The organism is Mesorhizobium sp. 1M-11, from assembly GCF_001303895.1.
GTDB lineage: Bacteria > Pseudomonadota > Alphaproteobacteria > Rhizobiales > Rhizobiaceae > Mesorhizobium.
In genome coordinates this window covers 694,409-716,190 of record NZ_LJSD01000011.1, presented here as the reverse complement: position 1 = coordinate 716,190, position 21,782 = coordinate 694,409, and the positions used below count along the sequence as shown (strand labels likewise).

The 21,782-nt window shown below is 60.8% G+C and carries 23 protein-coding genes; 12 read left to right on the top strand and 11 right to left on the bottom strand.

What is annotated here, in order from left to right; genetic code table 11:
- The first annotated feature begins 22 nt into the window (after positions 1 to 22).
- The 4 genes from AO692_RS07215 (at position 23) to AO692_RS07200 (ending at position 2,251) form a co-directional block, all read left to right on the top strand.
- Positions 23 to 787, top strand: coding sequence for a F0F1 ATP synthase subunit A (locus tag AO692_RS07215; RefSeq protein WP_054309332.1), 765 nt, complete (start codon positions 23 to 25; stop codon positions 785 to 787).
- A gap of 63 nt (positions 788 to 850) precedes the next feature.
- A complete protein-coding gene (locus tag AO692_RS07210; RefSeq protein ID WP_006206606.1) occupies positions 851 to 1,075 on the top strand; it encodes a F0F1 ATP synthase subunit C in 225 nt (74 codons plus the stop codon).
- A 73-nt stretch (positions 1,076 to 1,148) separates the two neighbouring features.
- Entirely contained in the window at positions 1,149 to 1,748 is a 600-nt protein-coding gene (locus AO692_RS07205; RefSeq protein WP_054309483.1) for a F0F1 ATP synthase subunit B, read from the top strand.
- Between the two features lie 11 nt (positions 1,749 to 1,759).
- Entirely contained in the window at positions 1,760 to 2,251 is a 492-nt protein-coding gene (locus AO692_RS07200) for a F0F1 ATP synthase subunit B (RefSeq protein ID WP_054309331.1), read from the top strand.
- Between the two features lie 120 nt (positions 2,252 to 2,371).
- Here the strand turns inward: AO692_RS07200 and AO692_RS07195 are convergent, their stop codons facing one another.
- Both AO692_RS07195 and AO692_RS07190 read right to left on the bottom strand, forming a co-directional pair.
- Positions 2,372 to 3,043, bottom strand: coding sequence for a ribonuclease HII (locus tag AO692_RS07195; RefSeq protein WP_054309330.1), 672 nt, complete (start codon positions 3,041 to 3,043; stop codon positions 2,372 to 2,374).
- 168 nt (positions 3,044 to 3,211) lie between these two features.
- Entirely contained in the window at positions 3,212 to 4,366 is a 1,155-nt protein-coding gene (locus tag AO692_RS07190) for a PA0069 family radical SAM protein (RefSeq protein ID WP_054309329.1), read from the bottom strand.
- Positions 4,367 to 4,511: 145 nt separating this feature from the next.
- Here AO692_RS07190 and AO692_RS07185 point away from each other — a divergent pair, with 145 nt between their 5' ends.
- On the top strand, positions 4,512 to 5,018 hold the full coding sequence (locus tag AO692_RS07185) for a glycosyltransferase (RefSeq protein WP_054309328.1): 507 nt from the start codon (positions 4,512 to 4,514) through the stop codon (positions 5,016 to 5,018).
- Between the two features lie 17 nt (positions 5,019 to 5,035).
- Here the strand turns inward: AO692_RS07185 and AO692_RS07180 are convergent, their stop codons facing one another.
- Positions 5,036 to 6,067 carry a substrate-binding domain-containing protein gene (locus AO692_RS07180; protein ID WP_054309327.1) on the bottom strand — a complete coding sequence of 344 codons (1,032 nt, stop codon included), beginning with the start codon at positions 6,065 to 6,067 and terminating at the stop codon, positions 5,036 to 5,038.
- A gap of 345 nt (positions 6,068 to 6,412) precedes the next feature.
- Between AO692_RS07180 and AO692_RS07175 the strand changes: the two genes are divergently transcribed.
- The 5 genes from AO692_RS07175 (at position 6,413) to ugpC (ending at position 12,917) form a co-directional block, all read left to right on the top strand.
- The gene (locus tag AO692_RS07175; protein WP_054309326.1) at positions 6,413 to 7,771 is read left to right on the top strand and encodes an ABC transporter substrate-binding protein; all 1,359 of its coding nucleotides are present in this window, start codon (positions 6,413 to 6,415) and stop codon (positions 7,769 to 7,771) included.
- A gap of 161 nt (positions 7,772 to 7,932) precedes the next feature.
- Positions 7,933 to 8,946, top strand: coding sequence for a sugar ABC transporter permease (locus AO692_RS07170; RefSeq protein ID WP_054309325.1), 1,014 nt, complete (start codon positions 7,933 to 7,935; stop codon positions 8,944 to 8,946).
- Position 8,947: 1 nt separating this feature from the next.
- Positions 8,948 to 10,102 carry a carbohydrate ABC transporter permease gene (locus AO692_RS07165; protein ID WP_054309324.1) on the top strand — a complete coding sequence of 385 codons (1,155 nt, stop codon included), beginning with the start codon at positions 8,948 to 8,950 and terminating at the stop codon, positions 10,100 to 10,102.
- The gene (locus AO692_RS07160; RefSeq protein WP_244483269.1) at positions 10,102 to 11,769 is read left to right on the top strand and encodes an alpha-amylase family glycosyl hydrolase; all 1,668 of its coding nucleotides are present in this window, start codon (positions 10,102 to 10,104) and stop codon (positions 11,767 to 11,769) included. The genes AO692_RS07165 and AO692_RS07160 overlap by 1 nt, the downstream gene beginning before the upstream one ends.
- A 26-nt stretch (positions 11,770 to 11,795) precedes the next feature.
- Entirely contained in the window at positions 11,796 to 12,917 is a 1,122-nt protein-coding gene (ugpC, locus tag AO692_RS07155) for a sn-glycerol-3-phosphate ABC transporter ATP-binding protein UgpC (RefSeq protein ID WP_054309323.1), read from the top strand.
- An 81-nt stretch (positions 12,918 to 12,998) separates the two neighbouring features.
- On the opposite strand, the gene AO692_RS07150 is transcribed toward ugpC, so the two are convergent.
- The 5 genes from AO692_RS07150 to AO692_RS07130 all read right to left on the bottom strand — a co-directional run bounded on the left by AO692_RS07150 (position 12,999) and on the right by AO692_RS07130 (position 15,732).
- Complete coding sequence (locus AO692_RS07150; RefSeq protein ID WP_054309322.1) at positions 12,999 to 13,649, bottom strand: dihydrofolate reductase family protein; 651 nt, start codon at positions 13,647 to 13,649, stop codon at positions 12,999 to 13,001.
- 189 nt (positions 13,650 to 13,838) lie between these two features.
- Complete coding sequence (locus AO692_RS33275; protein ID WP_054309321.1) at positions 13,839 to 14,087, bottom strand: DUF680 domain-containing protein; 249 nt, start codon at positions 14,085 to 14,087, stop codon at positions 13,839 to 13,841.
- 463 nt (positions 14,088 to 14,550) lie between these two features.
- Complete coding sequence (locus AO692_RS07140; RefSeq protein WP_054309320.1) at positions 14,551 to 14,754, bottom strand: DUF680 domain-containing protein; 204 nt, start codon at positions 14,752 to 14,754, stop codon at positions 14,551 to 14,553.
- Between the two features lie 46 nt (positions 14,755 to 14,800).
- Positions 14,801 to 15,013, bottom strand: coding sequence for a hypothetical protein (locus AO692_RS07135; protein ID WP_054309319.1), 213 nt, complete (start codon positions 15,011 to 15,013; stop codon positions 14,801 to 14,803).
- Positions 15,014 to 15,507: 494 nt separating this feature from the next.
- Positions 15,508 to 15,732 carry a DUF680 domain-containing protein gene (locus AO692_RS07130; protein ID WP_054309318.1) on the bottom strand — a complete coding sequence of 75 codons (225 nt, stop codon included), beginning with the start codon at positions 15,730 to 15,732 and terminating at the stop codon, positions 15,508 to 15,510.
- A 481-nt stretch (positions 15,733 to 16,213) separates the two neighbouring features.
- Between AO692_RS07130 and AO692_RS07125 the strand changes: the two genes are divergently transcribed.
- Positions 16,214 to 17,662, top strand: a complete 1,449-nt coding sequence (locus tag AO692_RS07125) for an aldehyde dehydrogenase family protein (RefSeq protein WP_054309317.1) — start codon at positions 16,214 to 16,216, stop codon at positions 17,660 to 17,662.
- A 169-nt stretch (positions 17,663 to 17,831) separates the two neighbouring features.
- On the opposite strand, the gene AO692_RS07120 is transcribed toward AO692_RS07125, so the two are convergent.
- The 3 genes from AO692_RS07120 to AO692_RS07110 form a co-directional block, all read right to left on the bottom strand.
- Positions 17,832 to 18,542 (bottom strand): MBL fold metallo-hydrolase, encoded by a 711-nt coding sequence (locus AO692_RS07120; protein ID WP_054309316.1) that lies wholly within the window; start codon positions 18,540 to 18,542, stop codon positions 17,832 to 17,834.
- Positions 18,543 to 18,552: 10 nt separating this feature from the next.
- Entirely contained in the window at positions 18,553 to 19,719 is a 1,167-nt protein-coding gene (locus tag AO692_RS07115) for a diphosphate--fructose-6-phosphate 1-phosphotransferase (protein WP_054309315.1), read from the bottom strand.
- Positions 19,720 to 19,891: 172 nt separating this feature from the next.
- Positions 19,892 to 20,689 (bottom strand): L,D-transpeptidase, encoded by a 798-nt coding sequence (locus tag AO692_RS07110; protein WP_054309314.1) that lies wholly within the window; start codon positions 20,687 to 20,689, stop codon positions 19,892 to 19,894.
- 460 nt (positions 20,690 to 21,149) lie between these two features.
- On the opposite strand from AO692_RS07110, the gene AO692_RS07105 reads away from it, so the two are divergent.
- Complete coding sequence (locus AO692_RS07105) at positions 21,150 to 21,773, top strand: LysE family translocator (protein WP_054309313.1); 624 nt, start codon at positions 21,150 to 21,152, stop codon at positions 21,771 to 21,773.
- The last annotated feature ends 9 nt before the right edge of the window (positions 21,774 to 21,782 follow it).

Genomic DNA, 21,782 nt, shown 5'->3' with positions numbered 1-21,782 from the left:
TGGCTTTCGAGAGGGTTAGAAAGTGGCAGCAGCTGACAAGGTCGATCCGATCCATCAGTTCCACATCAACAACATCGTTCCGCTGAACATCGGCGGCTACGATGTTTCCTTCACCAATTCCGCGCTGTTCATGGTTGTCACCGTGGTGCTGGCTTCGGGCTTCCTGCTCCTGACCACTTCCGGCCGCGCGCTGATCCCGACCCGTCTGCAGTCGGTGTCGGAGATGTCCTACGAATTCGTCGCCTCGATGCTGCGCGATTCCGCCGGCTCGCATGGCATGAAGTTCTTCCCGTTGGTGTTCTCGCTGTTCATGTTCGTGCTGACTGCGAACCTGCTCGGCCTGTTCCCTTATTTCTTTACGGTCACCACCCACATCATCATCACCTTCGCATTGGCCGCATTGGTGATCGGCACCGTGATCATCTACGGTTTCTACAAGCATGGCTTCGGCTTCCTGAAGCTGTTCGTGCCGAGCGGCGTGCCTGGCATCCTTCTGCCGCTCGTGGTTGCGATCGAGGTCATTTCGTTCCTCTCGCGTCCAATCAGCCTCTCTGTTCGTCTCTTCGCCAACATGCTGGCCGGCCACATCACGCTGAAGGTCTTCGCCGGTTTCGTGGTGACGCTCACCTCAATGGGTGCCGTCGGCATCGCCGGGGCCGTGCTGCCGCTGATCATGACGGTCGCCATCACCGCGCTCGAAGTGCTGGTCGCTTTTCTGCAGGCCTACGTCTTCGCGGTGCTGACCTGCATGTATCTCAACGACGCCGTCCATCCGGGCGGACACTAGCCAATACCCGGCCTAACCGCCGGCCAACCCAACCAATCCAGATTCATCAAGGAGTTAATTAAAATGGACGCTGAAGCCGCAAAGTACATCGGTGCTGGTATCGCTTGCCTGGGCATGGGCGGCGCAGGCATCGGCCTCGGCAACATCTTCGGCAGCTACCTGGCTGGCGCTCTGCGCAACCCGTCGGCTGCCGACGGCCAGTTCGGCCGCCTGATCTTCGGCTTCGCCGTGACCGAAGCTCTGGGCATCTTCTCGCTGCTCATCGCCCTGCTGGCGCTGTTCGGCTGATACAAGCCTGATGCCGGCCGGCGGCGCGAAGCTGCCGGTCCCAGTCTCAGGTCAGAATGACAGGAACCACGAGATGTTCGTGACACCAGCCTATGCTGAAGAGGCCGCGCCTGCCGCTGCCGGCGATCATGCCGCGCAAGGTGAGACGCACGCCGGCACCGAAGTGCCAGCCGAAGGCGGCCATGGCGGAAACACCTTCCCGCCTTTCAACCCAGCCACCTTCTCCTCGCAGCTGTTCTGGCTGGTGATCACCTTTGGCCTGTTCTACATCTTCCTGAAGAAGGTCGTGATGCCGCGTCTCGGCGGCATTCTTGAAGTGCGCTCCAACCGCATTGCTCAGGATCTCGACCAGGCAGCCAAGCTGAAAAGCGAGGCGGACGCTGCGGTTGCTGCGTATGAGCAGGAGCTGGCAGAGGCCAAGGCCAACGCCAACACGATCGGCCAGAAGTCCCGCGACGAAGCCAAGGCGGAAGCCGAGGCTGCACGCAAGGACGTCGAAGCCGGCCTCGAGAAGAAGCTGGCGGAAGCCGAAGAGCGCATCACCGCGATCAAGACAAGCGCCATGAAGGATGTCGGCTCGATTGCCGAGACGACCGCCTCCGCCATTCTCGAAAGCCTGGTCGGCAAGTCCGACAAGGCCGAAGTGGCCGCCGCTGTCAAAGCCGCTCGCTGAGGAGACCCGTCATGGACGCCACATCTCTCGCGACAGTCTGGGCAACGATTTCGCTGTTCATCCTGCTCGGAGCCATGATCTATCTCAAGGTGCCGGGTACGCTGGCGAAGTCACTCGATACCCGCGCCGACAAGATCCGCTCTGAACTGGAAGAAGCCCGCAAGCTGCGCGAAGAGGCGCAGGCGCTGCTGGCTGAATACCAGAAGAAGCGCAAGGAAGCCGAAAAGGAAGCCGCCGACATCGTCGAGGCAGCCAAGCGCGAAGCCAAAGCCTTCGCTGAGGAAGCGCATAAGAAGACCGAGGACTATGTCTCGCGCCGCACCGCGGTTGCCGAGCAGAAGATCGGTCAGGCCGAGCGTGAAGCGATTGCCGAGGTTCGGGCCAGCGCGGTCGATCTGGCGGTCGAGGCTGCCCGCACGGTTCTCGCCGGCAAGGTTGACGCCAAGGCCGCTGCCGATCTCTTCAAGACCTCGTTGCAGGACGTGAAGTCCAAGCTCAACTGAGCCGCTCACTCTTGAGCCTGCACCGTCTAGTGAGACTATGAAAGCCGCTGGTAAATCCTGCGGCTTTTTTCTTTCAGGTTTTGGCCAGGCTGCTTATTGCGCCTTCGAAGAGGCCGGCACTCACTCTTCAACCGTCACCGCGTCGAGACGAAACGGCGCAAACGAGACCCGGTGCAGCCGCTGCAGCGGGCCATGGGTTGCGATGGCGGACCGATGGCGCGCCGTGGCGTAGCCCATATGCAACTCGAAGCCGTAATGCTCGTGGCGATGGCCGCAGCCAGTCATCATGCGGTCGCGCATCACCTTTGCGACGATCGATGCCGCCGCGATCGATTGCGAACGTTGGTCACCTTTGACCAGAGCGCGCCCCTCACACGGCAGGCCCAGTGGAATGTCGCGGCCGTCTGCCAGCGCCAGCTTCGGCTGCACCGAAAGTCCGTTCAGCGCGCGCCGCATCGCTTCCAGGCTTGCCCGCAGGATATTGGAGCCGTCGATGCCCTCGGCACAGATCGAAGCCATGCCGATCGCCTGCGCCTTGGCAAGGATCACTTCGAACAACGCTTCGCGTTGCAGTAGGGTCAGCCGTTTGGAATCGTCCAGCCCCTCTGGAATATCGTTGGGATTGAGCACGACGGCGGCGGCAACGACCGGGCCGGCGAGTGGCCCGCGCCCGGCCTCGTCCATGCCGGCAACCGGCCACAGGCCTTCGGCGATAGCCTTCTTCTCGATCGAGAAGTCCGGCTTTTCGATGATTTCAAACAAAAGCGGAGAATCGGGACGCATGCGAGCCATGATACGGCGAAGACTCGCACCGCTCCCGATTCTCCGCAAGCCCTCAGATCAGCCGGGGTAGCTGTCGGAGGGCACCGTCTGACGGCCGGGGGACAGGGCCGGACGGGATCTTCTGCTCAGGCAATTCATCGACACCTGAGCGGGCAGGGACAGTCCTGCCGGAGTGGTCTAAAGCAACGTCAGCTGTTCGAACGGGCGCGTGGCCGGAACGAATTGGTCCGTCCTCAACTGCCGCCGCTCCAGATTGAGGCCGAGCCGCTTGGCCGCGATCTCGAATCGCCGGCCGATCTGCCAGGCATAGGGGCCAGCGCCTTTCATGCGTTTGCCCCATTCCGAATCGTAATCCTTGCCGTCGCGCATCGAGCGGATCAGCGACATCACGTGCCGGTAGCGGTCCGGATAGTGCCGCAGCAGCCAGTCCTTGAAGATCGGGCTGACTTCCAGCGGCAGGCGCAGCACCACGTAACCCGCCTCACGCGCGCCGGCGGCGTAGGCGGAATCGAGGATGCGTTCGATCTCGGGATCATTGAGGCCGGGAACGATCGGCGCCACCATCACGGAGGCAGGAATGCCGGCGTCCGACAATTGCTGGATCGCCTCCAGCCGTTTGGTCGGCGTCGAGGCGCGCGGCTCCATCGTGCGGGCAAGCATGCGATCCATCGTCGTCACGGACAACGCCACCTTGGCCAGCCCGCGCTCGGCCATGCGGGACAGGATGTCGATGTCACGCGTCACCAGCGCCGATTTGGTGACGATGCCGACGGGGTGGCCGCGCGCCTCCAGCACTTCCAGGATCTCGCGCATGATGCGGTATTGCCGTTCGATCGGCTGGTAGGGATCGGTGTTGGTGCCGATGGCGATGGTGCGTGGCTGGTAGCCTTCCTTGGACAACTCCTTGTCGAGCAGGCGCGCCGCGTCGGGCTTGGCAAACAGCTTGGCTTCGAAATCGAGCCCGGCCGAAAGTCCCATGAAGGCGTGCGTCGGCCTTGCAAAGCAATAGACGCAGCCATGCTCGCAGCCGCGGTAGGGATTGATCGACCGGTCGAAGGAAATGTCGGGCGATTCATTGCGCGTGATGATGGTGCGTGGCTTCTCCACCTGCACCTCGGTTTTGAACGGCGGCAGCTCTTCCAGCGATTCCCAGCCATCGTCGAAGACATGGCGGCTGACCGGTTCGAAGCGGCCAGACGGGTTGATGCCCGCAGAGCGGCCGCGATTGCGCTCGGGGCGCACGCGCATTCCGCTCTGCTCCATGATGGCGTTTGCCATATCGGCCCTTCCAGCGCCGAAAGCGGCAATGTCGGCACGCACGACCTGTTCCATCTTGGCTCTTTCCCAGGGGCTCTCTGCGGGGCGTCGAATCGCTGTTCTCATGAAATTATTCCTATCTGCATTATGAGAACAAATCAAGAACTTCGATAAGCGAAGATGACTGGCGTCCGTCGCGGCTTTCCGCTATTCGGCAGGAATGCTCAGTGTCCTGATCGAAACGCGCAATGACGAGGAGCGGTTGGCGCGCACGCTGGCGTCGCTGGTCGGCGGCGTCGTGGAAGGCATGGTGCGCGAGGTGATCGTCTGCGATCTGGGCTCGACCGACCAGACCGCCAAGGTGGCGGAACACGCCGGCTGCCGTTATCTGACGGCAGGGGGGATCGGCGCCGGCATTGCCGCGGCCAAAGGCGACTGGCTGTTGCTTCTGGAACCTGGCGCCAGACTCGTGGAGGGCTGGGCGGACGTGGTCGCCGACCATGTCGCGCATTCGGAGAAGCCGGCACGATTCTCGCAGGCGCGAGGCGCTCGTGCATCCTGGTTCACAGGGCTGCTTTCGCGGCGACGCACTATTGCGAATGGCCTGATCATCACATGCAAACAGGCGGCCGCATCGCAGCAGATCGCGAACGGCGCGCAGGCGCTCGCCGCCAGCGTGCGGGCCGTGGTGCTGCCGGCAGACATCTGGCCGGTTCCCGGCCGCTGAAGGCCGCAATTCTCAAATCACAAGCCTGTCGTCGGCGCACCTGCGATCGAGCCCCTGACGACAAGGTCGACCGGCCATACCTCACCGCGCGCGCCATCCTCCAGGCCTGACAGCCGTGCAATCAGCCGTTCCGCTACCCTGGCGCCGGCAGCGCGAATAGAGGAGCGGGTGGTCGAAAGCGGGACTGAGAAGTTCTCAGGCTTCAGCCAGGGAAAGACGTCATCATGCGCAATCAGCGACAGGTCTCCGGGAATGGTCAAGCCGAGTTCGCGCACCGCCCGCGCGACACCCAGGGACATGATGAGACTGGAGCACAGGATCGCTGTCGGCGCGGCTCCGCCCTCGAGCAGGCGTCGGGCTGCGCGATAGCCGTTCTCTTCGGTCATGGCCGTCGACCAAACCTGATGATCAGGCAAGACAAGCCCGCTGCCGGACAAGGCACGCCGCACGCCGCGCTCACGGTGGATGGCGAAGGTCTCCCGGTCTTCGCCGTTGATCAACGCGATGCGATGGTGGCCAAGCTGGATCAGCAGGCGCGTTGCATCATGGAAGGCGCCTTCGTTGTCGATGTCGAGGTAAGGGTAATCGAAATCGAAACCGTCGCTTCGCCCGTGCACGATGAAAGGCAGGCCAAGTGTGTCGAGCAAGGCAACCCGGCTGTCCTGCGGGCGCGGCGAGGACACGTAGACGGCGTCTACCTGCTTGTTGGCGACGAGGCGCCGATAGGTGGTCTCCTGGTCCTCCGCGTCTGCGGGGGACAGCACAAGATCGAGCTCATGCGCGCGGGCGTAGTCACCCAGCCCGGACAGGAATTCGACGAAATGTGGGTCGATATCCACGGCCGATCCTGTCGGCAGCACGTAGCCGATCATGCCGGTCTTGCCCGTGGCCAGCCGGCGTGCGGAAGGATTGGGGCGATAGCCATGGCGCTTGGCTGCATCGACGACACGTCGGCGCGTTTCCTCATTGACCTCGGGATAGCCGTTCAGTGCGCGGCTCACCGTGGTTTGTGAGAGTTGCAGCATCTGTGACAGCTGTTTGAGGTTCAATTACGCCTCCCAAAGCGCTTGGAGAGCTATCCCGGCCTTGATTGCCCGGTCGATCGAGAAAGACCACATTAGGTTCAGATGATGTCGCTTTGAAGCAAATTTGCTGCTGCAATGCCGAAAAACGATGCTGCATTGCGATTTTCACGGCATGTTTCAATCATTTAAATCGATTAATTGGGCGTGCACTTGACTCTTTTGGGATTCGATGGCGAGATGAAGCAAGCCAAAGCGCTTTGAACGCCCACTTCGGAAGGTTGCAGACACTTCCGTGCTCGGGCACAGTCAGGTGATGTCGGCGGCGGAATGGAGGTTCCGTCGGTATTCGATCCAGAGGGAGGATTGCAGATGAAGAAGCTTTTGTTGCTGGGCACGGCGTTTGCTGCGCTGGCCCTGGCTGCGCCTGCGCAGGCCGCTGAGCTGAAATTCAAGCCCGGCGAGGATTCCAAATTTCACTGGGCCAATTTCGAAGATCTGAAGAAGGTCGATCTCAAGGGCGAGACGCTGTCGATCTTCGGCCCGTGGCGTGGCGAGGACGAGGCACTGGCCCGTTCCGTCTTCGATTATTTCTCCGAGGCGACGGGTGCCGAAATCAAATATTCGTCGTCCGAGAACTACGAACAGCAGATCGTCATCGACACGCAAGCCGGCAGCCCGCCCAACATTGCGATCCTGCCGCAGCCCGGCCTGATCCAGGATCTTGCCTCCAAGGGGCTGCTGACCCCGCTGGGCGACGATGTCGCTGCCTGGATCAAGGAGAACTACGGTGCCGGCCAGTCCTGGGTGGATCTCGGCACCTTCAAGGACAAGGATGGCAAGTCGGGCTTTTTCGCCTTCCCCTACAAGGCCGACGTGAAGTCGCTGGTCTGGTACTCGCCCGACAATTTCGATGAGGCCGGCTACAAGGTTCCGGCCACGCAGGAAGAACTTGCCGAACTCGAAAAGAAGATCATCGCCGACGGTGGCAAGCCCTGGTGCATCGGTCTCGGCTCCGGCGGTGCCACCGGCTGGCCGGCAACCGACTGGGTCGAAGACATCATGCTGCGCACCCAGACGCCGGAAGTCTACGACCAGTGGACCAAGAACGAGATCAAGTTCAACGATCCCAAGGTTGTCGGCGCGCTCGACATCTTTGCCAAGATCGCGACCGACGACAAAATGGTCGATGGCGGTGCAGCCGCGGTGGCGGCGACCGATTTCCGCGACAGCCCGAAAGGCCTCTTCGCGGTGCCGCCGAAGTGCTACATGCACCATCAGGCTTCGTTCATCCCATCCTTCTTCCCGGAAGGCGTGAAGCTCGGCCAGGATGCGGACTTCTTCTACTATCCGCCTTACGCCTCCAAGCCGGAACTCGGCAAGCCTGTGCTGGGCGCCGGCACACTGGTGATGATCACCAAGGATTCCAAGGCTTCGCGGGAATTCATCAAGTTCCTCGAACTGCCGCTCGCGCATGAGCTTTGGATGGCACAGAAAAGCTTCGTCACTCCGTTCAAGGGTGTCAACAAGGATGCCTATGGTTCCGAGGCGCTGAAGAAGCAGGGCGAGATCCTGTCCGAGGCGACGACGTTCCGCTTTGACGGTTCCGACCTCATGCCCGGCAAGATCGGCGCCGGTGCGTTCTGGACCGGCATGATCGACATGGTCGGCGGCAAGTCGCCGGAAGCGGTCGCGACCGACATCCAGAAGAGCTGGGACGCGATCAAGTAGTCAATCCAGGAGTGCGGCCTCCCAAGGCATGCCGGTCCGGGCAAGTAGGCCCCGGATCGGCCTGGGGAACCCGGAGGCCGGGGGAAGGGAGACTGCAACGGCCAGGTGGCGCAGCTGCGCCGCCCGGCCCAGGCATGGATCAGTAGCGAGGGGAGGAACCCGTGGCGGCTCAGATCTTTTCAGCCATTCTCGTTATTTTCATCGGCGTCGGCGGCTGTGTCGCCTACTTCTGGGGCGCCAACAAAATCGTCGATGTGATCTTTCCGTCGCGCGGCGTCTCCGGCGCGACTGCCGTGGACAATCTGCGCCGGCAGGGGCTGATCAGGCCATGGCTGTTCGTCGGCCCGGCGATGATCATCCTCACCATCTATCTGATCTATCCGGTGGTCGAAACGCTTCGGCTCTCGTTCATGGATCGCGGCAGCACATCCTTCGTCGGGCTTGCCAACTATGACTGGGCGATCGGCGACCGCGAATTCCGCAACTCCATCCTCAACAATGTGCTGTGGCTGGCGGTGGTGCCGGCGGCCTGCACCTTCCTGGGCCTCATAATCGCTGTCCTCACCGACAAGATCTGGTGGGGCACCATCGCCAAGAGCCTGATCTTCCTGCCGCTCGCCATCTCCTTCGTTGGCGCCAGCGTGATCTGGAAGTTCATCTACGAATATCGTGGCGAAGGCCAGGTTCAGATCGGCATCCTCAATGCGCTGATCACGCGGCTCGGTGGCGACCCGCAGGTCTGGATATCGCTGCCTTTCTGGAACAACTTCTTCCTGATGATCATCCTGATCTGGATCCAGACCGGCTTTGCCATGGTCATCCTGTCTTCGGCGCTGCGCGGTATTCCGGAAGAGACGATCGAGGCGGCGGTCATCGATGGCGCCAGCCCCTTCCAGATTTTCTGGAAGATCATGATCCCGCAGATCTGGGGCACGATCGCCGTGGTTTGGACCACCATCACCATCCTGGTACTGAAGGTGTTCGACATCGTGCTGACCATGACCAACGGTCAATGGAACAGCCAGGTGCTCGCCAACCTGATGTTCGATTGGATGTTCCGTGGCGGCGGCGACTTCGGCCGTGGCGCCACCATTGCCATCATCATCATGATTGCGGTGCTGCCGATCATGATCTGGAACATCCGTCAGGCCAACAAGGAAACGGGAGGGCATTGAAATGGCGAGCTCAACCGGAAAATCCTTCATCGGCCGCTTCGGCGTCCACCTGGCCGTTCTGTTCTTCGTCGCGGTGTGGACCGTGCCGACACTGGGCATTCTGATCTCTTCGCTGCGCGACAAGGATCAGATCGTCGCCTCAGGCTGGTGGACGTCGCTGAGCACCTCCAGCCAGACCGCCGCCGGTCGCCTTGGCACTGCCAAGGACCAGGCGGAAAAAGACGGCAAATTCATCATCACCGGCAACCTGCTCGGTGCCGGCGATGCGCGCACCGTGACCGCCTATGGCGTACGCTCGCAGGAACCGACCAAATACAAGGTCGGTGCCGTTGCCGAACTGGACGACGGCGTCACCCTGCAGGTGAACGAGGATGGCTCCTATGTCCTGTCCTCGCCCAAGGCCTTCGAGGGTGAACGTGGCCAGCGCGTCTATTACGAGGCATCGGCGCCGCCCAGGTTCACCACCGACAACTACCGGGCGGTGCTTTTCTCTGAAGGCATCGGCCGGTCGTTCCTGAATTCGCTGACGGTGACGATCCCAGCCACCATCATCCCGATCCTGATCGCAGCCTTCGCCGCCTATGCGCTGGCCTGGATGCGGTTTCCCGGCCGTGCACTGCTGATCGCCGTCATCATTGGGCTGCTCGTCGTGCCGCTGCAGATGTCGCTGATCCCGTTGCTGAAACTCTACAACGGCGTCGGCGCCTTCTTCGGCGTGCCGGCCAAGACGTATCTCGGTATCTGGTTGGCGCATACTGGTTTCGGCCTGCCTTTCGCAATCTATCTGCTGCGCAGCTACATTGCCGGCCTGCCGCGCGAGATCATGGAATCGGCCCGCATCGATGGTGCCAGCGACTTCGAGATCTTCATCAAGATCGTGCTGCCGCTGTCTTTCCCCGTGCTCGCCTCCTTCGCCATCTTCCAGTTCCTATGGGTGTGGAACGATTTGCTGGTGGCGATGGTTTTCCTGGGGACCGAGGCCGACCAGATCGTGCTGACGGCCAAGCTCAACGCGCTGCTGGGTTCCCGTGGCGGCGATTGGGAAATCCTGACGACATCGGCCTTTGTCACCATCATCGTGCCGCTGATCGTCTTCTTCTCGCTGCAGCGTTACTTCGTGCGTGGCCTGCTGGCGGGTTCAGTCAAAGGAGGTTGATGGTGAAGCAAGCAGTGCAGCGCAAGGCCGAGGCAGCCATGCCGGCGGCCGATCGGGACTGGTGGCGCGGCGCGGTGATCTATCAGATCTACCCGCGCTCCTACCAGGACACGAACGGCGACGGCATAGGCGATCTCAAGGGCATCACTGCCCGGCTCGGCTATATCGCTTCACTGGGGGTGGACGCCATCTGGATATCTCCCTTCTTCAAGTCCCCGATGAAAGACTTCGGCTATGACGTCAGCGACTATTGCGACGTCGATCCGATGTTCGGCTCGTTGGCGGATTTCGATGTGCTGGTGGCCGAGGCACATCGGCTCGGCCTCAAGGTGATGATCGACGAGGTGCTGTCGCACACCGCCGATATCCATCCCTGGTTCGCCGAAAGCCGGTCCAGCCGCAACAATCCGAAAGCTGACTGGTATGTGTGGGCCGACGCCATGCCGGATGGCACCCCGCCCAACAACTGGCTGTCGATCTTCGGCGGTTCGGCCTGGCAATGGGATACCCGCCGCCAGCAATATTACATGCACAATTTCCTCTCCGAGCAGCCTGACCTGAACTTCCACAACCAGGAGGTCCAGAACGCGCTGCTCGACGTCACTCGCTTCTGGCTGGAACGTGGCGTCGATGGTTTCCGTCTCGACACCATCAATTTCTACTTCCACAGCGAAGGCCTGGAGAACAATCCGGCGCTGCCGCCGGAAGAGCGCAACGACCAGACTGCGCCGTCGGTCAACCCCTACAATTACCAGGACCACATCTACGACAAGAGCCGGCCTGAAAACCTCGGCTTTCTCGAGCGGTTCCGTGCGCTGCTGGATGAATATCCCGCCGCGGCGGCTGTCGGTGAAGTGGGCGATTCCCAGCGCGGACTGGAAGTCGTCGCGGCCTACACGGCCGCCGGCAAGCGTGTGCACATGTGCTATTCCTTCGATTTCCTGGCGCCGGAAAAGATCAGTGCCGCCAAGGTGCGCGCTGTGCTGGAGGCGTTCGGCCGCGTCGCCAGCGACGGCTGGTCGTGCTGGGCCTTCTCCAACCACGACGTGGTGCGCCATGCCTCGCGCTGGGCTGCCGGCGAGACCGATCCGGCTGCCTATCTCAAGGTTGTATCGGCGTTGCTTCTGTCGCTGCGCGGTTCCGCCTGCATCTATCAGGGCGAAGAGCTCGGCCTCGGTGAGGCCAACCTTGCCTTCGAGGATCTGCAGGATCCTTATGGCATCCGTTTCTGGCCGGAATTCAAGGGGCGTGACGGTTGCCGCACGCCGATGGTGTGGAAAGCAGCGTCGCCCCATGGTGGCTTCTCGAGTGCCAGGCCGTGGCTGCCCGTGCCAGGCGAACATCTGTCCAAGGCAGTCAACGTGCAGGAGAGCGACAGCGCTTCGCTGCTCCAGCACTATCGACGCTTCCTTGCCTTCCGCCGCGCCCATCCCGCGCTGGTGAAGGGGGATATCGAGTTCGTGCAGGGACAGGGCGATGTCGTCGTCTTCTCACGCCAGGAGGGCAATGAGCGCATCGTCTGCGCCTTCAATCTCGGCAGCAGCATCACCGAGGTAGACCTCGGCGGCGGCTTGCAACCTTTGGCAGGACATGGTTTTTCATCGCAGTCGGGGACCGGCAAGCTTCGCCTTGGCGGTTATGGAGCCTGGTTCGGGCGTCTCGCCTGAGCCAATAAAATAAACGGGAGAAAACAATGGCCGATCTGACCCTCAGGCAAGTGAAGAAATCCTACGGCAACATCCACATTCTTCACGGCATCGACCTCGACATCAAATCGGGCGAATTCATCGTCTTTGTCGGCCCGTCCGGTTGTGGCAAGTCCACCCTGTTGCGTTCCATCGCCGGTCTTGAGGAAATCACTTCGGGCGATCTCAACATCGCCGGCGAGCGGGTGAACGACGTGCCACCATCGAAGCGCGGCATCGCCATGGTGTTCCAATCCTATGCGCTCTATCCGCATATGACGGTCTACGACAACATGGCTTTCGGCATGAAGATCGCCGGCGAGAAGAAGGAAGAGATCGATCGCCGCGTCAAACAGGCCGCCGAGATCCTGCAGCTCACCAAATATCTCGACCGTCTGCCCAAGGCGATGTCGGGTGGTCAGCGCCAGCGCGTCGCCATCGGCCGCGCCATCGTACGCAACCCCAAGGTTTTCCTATTCGACGAGCCTCTGTCGAACCTCGACGCGGCGCTTCGCGTCGCCACCCGCATCGAGATCGCCAAGCTGAAGGAATCGATGCCGAACACCACCATGATCTACGTTACCCACGACCAGGTCGAGGCGATGACACTGGCCGACCGCATTGTGGTGCTGAAGGATGGTCATATCGAGCAGGTCGGCACGCCGATGGAACTTTACAAGCGACCGGGCAACTTGTTCGTCGCCCAGTTCATCGGCTCGCCGGCCATGAACATCCTGGCGGGCACGATCGAGCGGGCCGGTGCACCGACAGCGGTGAGACTGCCCGGCGGAGTTGTGGCTCATGCTCCCATTCAGACACCTGAAAGGGCTGCGGGTGCGAGCATCAGCTTCGGGGTCAGGCCTGAAGACCTTCACATCGCCACCGAGGCAGAAGGCGGTGCGCTGTTTGAAGGCACGGTCGACTACATCGAGCAGCTTGGCGAGGTGCAACTCGTCTATCTCGATATCGGTCGCGGCGACGACCAGCCGCTGGTGACCAAGTTGCCGGGCAATCTGGAAATCAAGCGCGGCGCTGTTCTCAAGCTGACCGCGAGCCCAGAGGACCTGCATATCTTTGACGAGAGCGGGCGCTCCTTCGCCCACTACGAGGCCGAAGCCAAGGCAGCCTGACGTCTGATCAGGGTCGGCACAATTGACAAGAGGGCCGCGAGGCCCTCTTTGTTTTCGTTTGATCGACCGGGCTGACGGGCGTCAGATACCCTCACGTACGATGGTCAGGTGTGTCGCCTTCTGGGTCGGCACACGGTCAGTGATCCGGTAGCCGAGTGCGGTAAGATCGATATCCGAGAACAGGTTCTCGCCGGAGCCCAACAGGAAAGGCGAGACGGCCAGATGCAGGTCGTCGACCAGCCGCGCTTTCAGATATTGTTTCAGCGTCTCGACGCCGCCGCCGACGCGGACATCCTTGCCCGCAGCGGCCTGCCTGGCCTGCGCCAGCGCGTCTTCGATGCCGCCGGTGACGAAATGGAAGGTGGTGCCGCCTTCCATGCTGATCGGCGCACGGGCATGGTGCGTCAGCACGAAGACCGGTACGTGATAGGGCGGGTTGTTGCCCCACCAGCCCTTCCAGCTCTCATCTGGCCAGGGTCCGCGCACCGGTCCGAACATATTGCGGCCCAGAATCCAGGCGCCGAGATTGTCGAAGCTGCGCGCGGCGAATTCCTCATCGACATCTTTCAGTCCGCCCTCCTGGCCGAGCATGGTCTTGAAGGTATGTGTTTCGAAAAACCACTCATGCAATTTCTCTCCGTTTTCGCCGAGCGGGTTTTCAAGGCTCTGGTTCGGCCCGGCGCCATAACCATCTTGCGAAATCGAGAATGCGCGAACCACCAGCTTGGACATCTCAGGCTCCTATAAACCAATTGCGATATGCAACCAGTATACAGAATCTGATTGCATAATGCAATCGGTTATGAGGGTGGTTTTTCACGATGGGTATAATCCAGCTGCAGGCGGGGCAGTTTGCTGGCGACACCAAAACGAAAAGCGGCGGGCAAGCCCACCGCTTTTTGCATTCTAGATGAGGCCGCTTCAGCGGCTGCCGAAATGGTCGGCCCGATAATCGATGGCAGCCTGGTCAGCCTTGTCGGCGGAGGTTGCCTTGCCGCCGTCGAGCCACTGCAGCGCAGCGCTGTGCGTGGCAATTGAAGCGGTATGCCCCGTGTCGACGGTCGTCGCATGCGGGTTGGAACCGGCATAGGGATCAAAATTGTCGCTGCCGGCAAAAGCGGCGCCAGAGGCAACCAAAAGGGCAGCAGCGGTAAGAGCAAGGGTTTTCATTTTTAAACTCCAACGTTCGGTTTTTCCGTCCGTCAGCGGCGTGTTTCTTGGGAGGTAATCGCGTCGTTCGGACAAGACAGAAATGGGAATGGCCGACCAAAGGTTCCAATCACAAGAATGTTCATCGCGATGCCCGGATTGTCCCTTGAAATCGTCCGTAGGTGTCATTTTGGTCGAATAAAGCTTTTATTTTCATGCACATAGAGCAGAATGTCGTTTCTGCGTGTGGCGGCGTCTATCCGATGTTCAGGACGCTTGAACGGACAGTTGCCTGATGGTGAACGCATGCAGAATGATCAGGGCCTTTCATTGCCGTGGCATTGTTCGTCAAGATCGCGCTTTCGCCAGGCATTTTGAGGAGGCCGGCAAAAGCCGCGATCCGCACAAGCAAAAAAGCGGTGGGCAAGCCCACCGCTTTTGGTACCGGCTGTCGGTGCGAGCCGACAGCTTGGTCAGCTCTGAATTAGCTGTTGCCGCCCAGGCGCGGAGCACCGTCGGTGATGGTCTTCGCGGTTTCCTGCGAGGAAGCCGAACCGTTCTTGATCGAAGCAGTGTAGGAGCTGTCGACGTTCGAATAGGTGAAGTTCGAGCCATAGTGATCGCTACCAGCGAAAGCAGTGCCAGCGGCAACCAGGAGGGCGGCGGCGGTGAGAGCGATGGTCTTCATTTTCGTATCTCCAAATTTTGCAATGAGTTTGTCTGTCGGTCGATGATTAGCTGTTGCCACCCAGGCGCGGAGCGCCGTCGGTGATCGGCTTCACAGTGGAAACGGCGTCGTGCTTGACTGCATCGGACTTGACCGACGCGGTGTAGGAGCTGTCGACGTTCGAATAGGTGAAGTTCGAGCCGTAGTGGTCGCTACCGTTGGCAAAAGCAGAACCGGCGGCAACGAGGAGGGCAGCAGCAGTAAGAGCAATGGTCTTCATTTTCGTACTCCAAATTTCTTTTTCCGTCCGTCAAGCGGCGTGGTCTCTTGGGAGGCAATCTCGTCGTTCGGACCACACAGAAATGGGAATGCCGTGCGAAAGGTTCCAATCACGAGAATGTTTATCTGCTATGCAAAAATGGTTCTTGAAGTTTGATTTTGATGACACAAGCGTTTGTAAAAAGACTTGTTTTTCAGTATCTTAATTGTGTCGTTGCAGACTGGTATCAAAAACCATACTGAACCATCGTTCAGTAGACTCTGAACGGATTGTCTCTATTCAGTGAACGAGATTGCTGTTTTTGACGTGAAAAAGTTGACGTCACGGAGAGGGATAAGAGGCCATCATCCCTGAAGCTGAACGGACACCGCGCCGGCATGACGGTGTCGGTCGGCCGTGCGGAGAATTTTGTGGTGAGGCAAAACGAAAAAAAGCGGTGGGCAAGCCCACCGCTTTTTCTGTGCCGGCCATGCCGGCAGGCATATCAGCTATGATTAGCTGTTGCCGCCGAGACGCGGGGCGCCATCGGTGATCGGCTTGATCACGGTGTTGCTGGCGTTGTGCGAGCCGCTATTCACCGAAGCGGTGTAGCCGCTGTCGACGGTCGAACCAACAGCCTGCGGGTTCGAACCGGCATAGGCGTCGAAGTTGTCGCTGCCCGCGAAAGCCGAACCAGCGGCAACCAGGAGAGCAGCAGTAGCAAGAGCAATCTTTTTCATTTTCGTACTCCGAATTTCAATGTCTGTCCGTCATGCGGCGTGTTCTTGGGAGGAATTCGCGTCGTTCGGACAGGGCATATCTGGGAGTGCCCCAAACGAGTTTCCAATCACGAAAATGTGCCGATTGGACCATGGAAACGATCCTTGAAACTCCGAAGCAGAGCGCTAGCTTCTGGATTTATCTTAATAATTACAAATAGATAGAGGATTTGGCATCTGGCCGATATGCAAAAGCATACTAAGCCGGCGTTCATGATGTCGTATACGCATCGTCAACTGATGGCGCCCAAAAACTGCTTAAAAGCAGACTTGAAAGCCCGTTTCTTATCTCATCCTCTGGCATCACGCAGGCTCCACGCTGAGGCTTGAGTCAGGCCACGGGGCAAAGCTAGAACACTGCCGCAACGCTAAAAACCATGTCGGTTTCACGCCCGCGCTCGTCGGGCCGGCTGTTAGAACAGTCGCGAACAGGGAGAAGAGAATGCTGCGAAAGACGGATTTCTTCATCGACGGCAAGTGGGTCGCGCCGGTCGCGCCGAAGGAACTCGAAGTCATCAACCCAGCTGACGAGCAACCCTTTGCCGTCATCTCGCTGGGCTCCGCCGCCGATGTCGACAAGGCGGTCGCCGCCGCCCGCCGTGCTTTCGAAAGCTGGAGCCGCACCGGCCGCGAGGAACGCCTGGCAGCGCTGGAGCGCCTGCTTGCGTCCTATAACAAGCGGATGAACGATATGGCCAAGGCCATTTCGGATGAGATGGGCGCGCCGATCAAACTGGCACTCGAAGCCCAGGCTGCCTGCGGTGCCGGCCATATCAAGGCCTTCATCCGCACCCTGAAGGACTTCCATTTCGAAACGCCGCTCAGCGAGCGCAACAAGCAAGAGCATATCGTCTACGAGCCGATCGGCGTCTGCGGTCTGATCACGCCGTGGAATTGGCCGATGAACCAGGTGACGTTGAAGGTGGTGCCGGCGATCGCCGCCGGATGCACGGTGGTGTTGAAGCCGTCCGAGATCGCGCCGGTCTCGTCCATTGTCTTCGCCGAGATGATGGAAGATGCCGGCTTCCCGGCCGGTGTGTTCAATATGGTCAATGGCGATGGCCCGACGGTTGGCGAAGCGCTGTCGCGCCATCCCGGTATCGACATGATGTCTTTCACCGGCTCCACGCGCGCCGGCATCGCGGTGGCAAAGTCTTCCGCCGATGGCATCAAGCGTGTCGCTCTGGAACTTGGCGGCAAGTCGCCCAACATCGTCTTTGCCGACTCGGACCTGCCGGATGCGATCGCCCGCGGTCTGGCGCACTGCTTCGAAAACACCGGTCAGTCCTGCAACGCCCCGACCCGCATGCTCGTCGAACGCCCGGTCTATGACCGCGCCGTCAGCCTGGCTGCGGATTATGCCGCCACCGTCAAGGTCGGCAACCCGGCCGAGGATGGCGACCATATCGGTCCGCTTTCTTCGGAGGTGCAGTTCAACAAGGTGCAGAGCATGATCGAGGCCGGCATCAAGGAAGGTGCGCGCGTCGTTGCAGGTGGCCTCGGCCGTCCGGAGGGCTTCAACCGTGGCTACTATGTCCGCCCGACCGTCTTCGCCGACGTCAACAATGACATGACCATCGCCCGTGAAGAGATATTCGGGCCGGTTCTGGCGATGATCCCCTTCGATACCGAGGAGGATGCCATAGAGATCGCCAACGACACGCCTTATGGCCTGTCGGGTTATGTCCAGACGCAGGACAAGGCCAAGGCGCAGCGCGTGGCGCGACGTATCCGAGCCGGGATGGTGCAGATCAACGGCGCCGACCGGCCCTATGGCAGCCCCTTCGGTGGTTACAAGGCCTCGGGCCTCGGCCGCGAAGGCGGCAAGTGGGGCCTTGAGGACTTCCTTGAAGTCAAGGCGATCTCCGGCTGGGACGAGCAGGTCGGTTGAGTTCGACTGGGTCGATCGGACCGATCGGGTCGATTGAGCCACCGATCATCCCACTACAAATCAGCAAGAAAGGCGTCGCTCCGTGCGGCGCCTTTTTCTTGTAGCGAACGCGACGTCTGCACCACCCGAACCGTTGCTTGCCTCCATGGCCAGCCGCCAGCAGAGGGGCTCATCCTCTTCTCAGATAACCCTGCGCGATATCCTGCATCCGGCCACGATCGAAGCTCGGACCATGGCCGCCATGACCCATGCTGATCGGCAGATCGAGCAGCCGTTGCATGGTGCGGCGATAAATGACGGGGTCGGAATCGGGCAGGTCGTCGAGCAGCGTGTCGTCATAGATTGCATCGCCGCTGAAGAAGAGCCCGTCATGCTCGTCGAAAAGCGCGATCGAATCCGGCGAATGACCAGGCAGATGCAGAACCGTGAAACGCCGGTCGCCGAGATCCACGATGTCGCCTTCGTCAAGCACGCGTGTCAGCGGCGCCGGTTCGATGCGATAGGCTTCGAGACGCCAGCCGGGATAGGGCAGGCGCGACACCGCGCCGTCCAGTTCACGAAATTCTTGTGCATAGGTGGCGGTGTCGCGCATGCGGGCGAATTCGGCCGCACTTTGCGCAGGCCCGGCGCGCTCTGCAAACTCGTGCAGCGAGCCGACATGATCGAGATGAATATGGGTTGCGACCACCAGCAGCGGCTTGCCCACGGGCGTGCCTATCTCCGGCGTCAGTGGGCAGATGCCCATGCCGGTATCGACCAGCAGGTCGACATCACGCCCTTTGAGGTGCCAGATGTTGGCGCTCATATAGGGGTGCACGAAGGGCTCGCTAATGAGCGTCAGCGCCGGGTCGAGTGCCCTCTTGCCGAACCAGCCTGTCATGTCGGCATCCTCACACGAACGGTTTGCCGACCTGGTATTTGGCCGGAACCAGCCGGTGCAGATAGGCAAGACCCGCCTCGGAGAGGCCGTTGGCGTCCTTGAGCATGAAATCGTCAGGCATATGCCTGGTCTTGGCGGCAACGCTGCTCAACGGCACTTTCCTGAACACTGTTTCGCGGCCGTCATATTGTAGCGCCACTGAGCCGCCGCCCTCGGCAGCCACACCCACAGCAAAGGCGCCCGCGTCGAAGGCTTCTTGCGCGTCGACGGGGTTGATCGCGCCGATATAGCCGCGCGGCATATAGCCAAGCGCGTCGACGCGGGCGCGCTTGCCAGGCAGCTTCTCGGCCAGTGCCTGCTCGAAAGCGCGGTTGAGGTCGCTGCCGGACAGCTTGACGTTGCCATGCGCGTCGCGCTCGACCTTGTCGGAGCCGACGATGGTCTCGACCAGCGAGCGACCGTCCGCTGTCGAAACGCCTTCGGACACGGCGACGATGCAACGCTTGTGCTTGGCCATCGTCGCTTTTACGTCTTCGATGAAGTTGTCGACCGAGAAGGCACGTTCGGGCACATAGACAAGGTGCGGTCCGCTGTCTCCGTCCAGTCGCCAGGCAGCGGACGCCGCGGTGAGGAAGCCGGCATGGCGGCCCATGACGATGCCGACATAGATGCCGGGCAGGGCTCGGAAATCGAGATCCACCGACAGGAAGGCGCCGGCAACGAATTCCGCCGCCGAGATGAAGCCTGGCGTGTGGTCGTTTTCGACGAGGTCGTTGTCGATGGTTTTCGGCGCATGCACGAAGGCGATCTTGCCGCCGGCGGCGTCGGTGAGGATCTGCTGCGTGCCGGAGGTGTCGTTACCGCCGATATAGATGAAGGCATCGGCGCCGGCCTTTTGCAGGCCCTTCAGCACCAGTTCGCAATAGGCGGCATCCGGCTTGTCACGGGTGGAGCCGAGTGCGGCCGAAGGGGTGCGGGCAATAAGCCTCAGCTGATCCTCACGCATGTCGCTGAGGTCGACATAGTCGCCGTCGCGAATACCGCGCACGCCGTGACGGGAGCCGAGCACGCGTGCGCCGGGATGTGTCTTGCGGATTTCAAGAACCGCGCCGACCACCGTCTGGTTGATAACGGCGGTAGGGCCACCCCCCTGGGCGATGACGAAAGTTCCGGCCATCCTGCAATCCTCCCGATGCATGTGAGCCGGAATTTTCGCCTGTATTCCGGCCCGACGCAACGGGGAGTTTAATCGATTAGGGGAGTGAGTAGCGAATAGTGAGTAGTGAATGGTGAGGCGAAGGGAGCGGCTCTTCGACTACTCCCTATTCGCTACTCACTATTCCCTGTCCTTAAGCAACCACAATCGGCACCTTCGTCGGCGATGCCTTGACGCGGTTGTAGAGGTCGATGACGTCCTGGTTGATCATGCGAACGCAGCCCGACGAAGCCTGCGTGCCGATGGTCCACCATTCCGGCGAGCCATGGACGCGGTAGCCCGTGTCCTGATCGTCCTTGTAGATATAATGCGCACGCGCTCCGAGCGGGTTGTCGAGACCACCGGGCTGGCCGCTTGCCCATTTCACCAGTTCGGGCTTGCGTGAGATCATCTCCCTGGGCGGCGTCCAGGTAGGCCATTCCTTTGTGTACTGGATGACCGCGCGGCCGCTCCATTCGAAGCCGGCCTTGCCGATGCCAACACCATAGCGGATCGCCTCGCCACCTTCCTGAACCCAGTAGAGATGACGCTCATTGAGCCTGACGACGATGGTGCCGGGCGCTTCGCCGGTCGGATCGACAACGATCTGGCGGCGGAACTCCGGCTTGACCTTCTGGAAAGGGATGGCCGGGATGACGAAGCCGTTGTCGGTCAACGACGCATACATCGCGCTGTTGTCGGTGATGTTCCTGTCGACGCTTATCGGCGGGATCGGGCGGATCGCGCCGGTCGACATGTCATCGAGCGGCGGCATGCCGTTCGACGGACCGATCGGCCCGAGCGATGGAATGTCGAGGGTCTGCGAGCAGCCTGAGGCGCCAAGCAGGGTCATGATGCCGAGGCCGGAAAGCACGGCGCGACGAGAGACGATGGTGTCGGATTCCGGGAAGGCGACGCCAGACGAAGGCGTCAGGTCTTGCGGCTTACGCATGCACACTTTACCCCATACGAACGGCTGGGATCACGTGCCCGCCGGATGCGCGGCATTTTCACGATTCATGGTTTAAAAAGCGTGAAAGCCTTGCGAGACCTGCTTTTGCAGCCTTCTGTCGGAACTGGCGCATCTACGCTGCCGTTCTTCCGGCGGCTCCGGCACCAAAACTCCTTGCTTCCGTCACAATGCCGGCACGGGTCGCGCCTATCTGTTCAATCGATCCTTGAACTCTGATTGTCGAACCTGGAACGGGCCTTCACATGGCGGACCGCGACGACCGATATGGTGCTGCTTTCATAGGCCATCACGGGCATCGCGTGCGTTTTCACGGCCGGTGCGCAATGCGAGCCGATCGGCGCGATCTGACACCTGTTTGCGGCGCCAGAAAGCGCTGCAAAAACCGCTTTACATCCGCCTGAAGTCAGGGATTTATCCTGTTCTTTAACAGGAGAGACCCATGTCCTTCGAGAACTGGGCGGCTTTCGCTGCCGCCTCTTCCATCCTTCTCATCATTCCTGGCCCTACGATCCTGCTCGTCGTCTCCTACGCATTGGGGCAGGGCTGGCGAACGGCGCTGCCGATGGCGGTGGGAGTGGCCTTGGGCGACTTCACCGCCATGACGCTGTCCATGCTGGGGATTGGCGCTTTGCTGGCTGCTTCCGCCACCGTCTTCACGGTGCTGAAGGTGATCGGCGCTGCCTATCTGGTCTATCTCGGTATCAAGCTGTTCCGCGCCGGCGGCACGCTGGAAGCAACACCGCGCCACGATGCCGTCTCGGCCGCGAAGATGATGGCGCATGCGTGGCTCGTCACGGCACTCAACCCCAAGAGCATCACCTTCTTCGTCGCCTTCCTGCCGCAGTTCATCGACCGTCACGGCAATTTCTGGACGCAAATGGCGATCTTCGAGGCAACCTTCCTGACGCTCGCTTTCGCCAATGCCTTTGGATATGCGCTGGTTGCTTCGCGGGCGCGCAACGTCGTGCGCAACCCGAAGGCGATCCGCATTTTCAACCGTACCGGCGGTACGCTTCTGGTTGGCGCAGGCATTGCTACCGTGGCGATGCGGTCTGGCAATTGAGAGGAGGGC

What these genes read in the sequence shown, in the direction of transcription:
- AO692_RS07210 (WP_006206606.1), top strand. Translation starts at nt 851, where the DNA reads ATGGACGCTGAAGCCGCAAAGTACATCGGTGCTGGTATCGCTTGCCTG.
- AO692_RS07205 (WP_054309483.1), top strand. Translation starts at nt 1,149, where the DNA reads ATGTTCGTGACACCAGCCTATGCTGAAGAGGCCGCGCCTGCCGCTGCC.
- AO692_RS07200 (WP_054309331.1), top strand. Translation starts at nt 1,760, where the DNA reads ATGGACGCCACATCTCTCGCGACAGTCTGGGCAACGATTTCGCTGTTC.
- AO692_RS07195 (WP_054309330.1), bottom strand. Translation starts at nt 3,043, where the DNA reads ATGGCTCGCATGCGTCCCGATTCTCCGCTTTTGTTTGAAATCATCGAA.
- AO692_RS07190 (WP_054309329.1), bottom strand. Translation starts at nt 4,366, where the DNA reads ATGGAACAGGTCGTGCGTGCCGACATTGCCGCTTTCGGCGCTGGAAGG.
- AO692_RS07185 (WP_054309328.1), top strand. Translation starts at nt 4,512, where the DNA reads ATGCTCAGTGTCCTGATCGAAACGCGCAATGACGAGGAGCGGTTGGCG.
- AO692_RS07175 (WP_054309326.1), top strand. Translation starts at nt 6,413, where the DNA reads ATGAAGAAGCTTTTGTTGCTGGGCACGGCGTTTGCTGCGCTGGCCCTG.
- AO692_RS07165 (WP_054309324.1), top strand. Translation starts at nt 8,948, where the DNA reads ATGGCGAGCTCAACCGGAAAATCCTTCATCGGCCGCTTCGGCGTCCAC.
- AO692_RS07160 (WP_244483269.1), top strand. Translation starts at nt 10,102, where the DNA reads ATGGTGAAGCAAGCAGTGCAGCGCAAGGCCGAGGCAGCCATGCCGGCG.
- ugpC (WP_054309323.1), top strand. Translation starts at nt 11,796, where the DNA reads ATGGCCGATCTGACCCTCAGGCAAGTGAAGAAATCCTACGGCAACATC.
- AO692_RS07150 (WP_054309322.1), bottom strand. Translation starts at nt 13,649, where the DNA reads ATGTCCAAGCTGGTGGTTCGCGCATTCTCGATTTCGCAAGATGGTTAT.
- AO692_RS33275 (WP_054309321.1), bottom strand. Translation starts at nt 14,087, where the DNA reads ATGAAAACCCTTGCTCTTACCGCTGCTGCCCTTTTGGTTGCCTCTGGC.
- AO692_RS07140 (WP_054309320.1), bottom strand. Translation starts at nt 14,754, where the DNA reads ATGAAGACCATCGCTCTCACCGCCGCCGCCCTCCTGGTTGCCGCTGGC.
- AO692_RS07135 (WP_054309319.1), bottom strand. Translation starts at nt 15,013, where the DNA reads ATGAAGACCATTGCTCTTACTGCTGCTGCCCTCCTCGTTGCCGCCGGT.
- AO692_RS07130 (WP_054309318.1), bottom strand. Translation starts at nt 15,732, where the DNA reads ATGAAAAAGATTGCTCTTGCTACTGCTGCTCTCCTGGTTGCCGCTGGT.
- AO692_RS07125 (WP_054309317.1), top strand. Translation starts at nt 16,214, where the DNA reads ATGCTGCGAAAGACGGATTTCTTCATCGACGGCAAGTGGGTCGCGCCG.
- AO692_RS07120 (WP_054309316.1), bottom strand. Translation starts at nt 18,542, where the DNA reads ATGACAGGCTGGTTCGGCAAGAGGGCACTCGACCCGGCGCTGACGCTC.
- AO692_RS07115 (WP_054309315.1), bottom strand. Translation starts at nt 19,719, where the DNA reads ATGGCCGGAACTTTCGTCATCGCCCAGGGGGGTGGCCCTACCGCCGTT.
- AO692_RS07110 (WP_054309314.1), bottom strand. Translation starts at nt 20,689, where the DNA reads ATGCGTAAGCCGCAAGACCTGACGCCTTCGTCTGGCGTCGCCTTCCCG.
- AO692_RS07105 (WP_054309313.1), top strand. Translation starts at nt 21,150, where the DNA reads ATGTCCTTCGAGAACTGGGCGGCTTTCGCTGCCGCCTCTTCCATCCTT.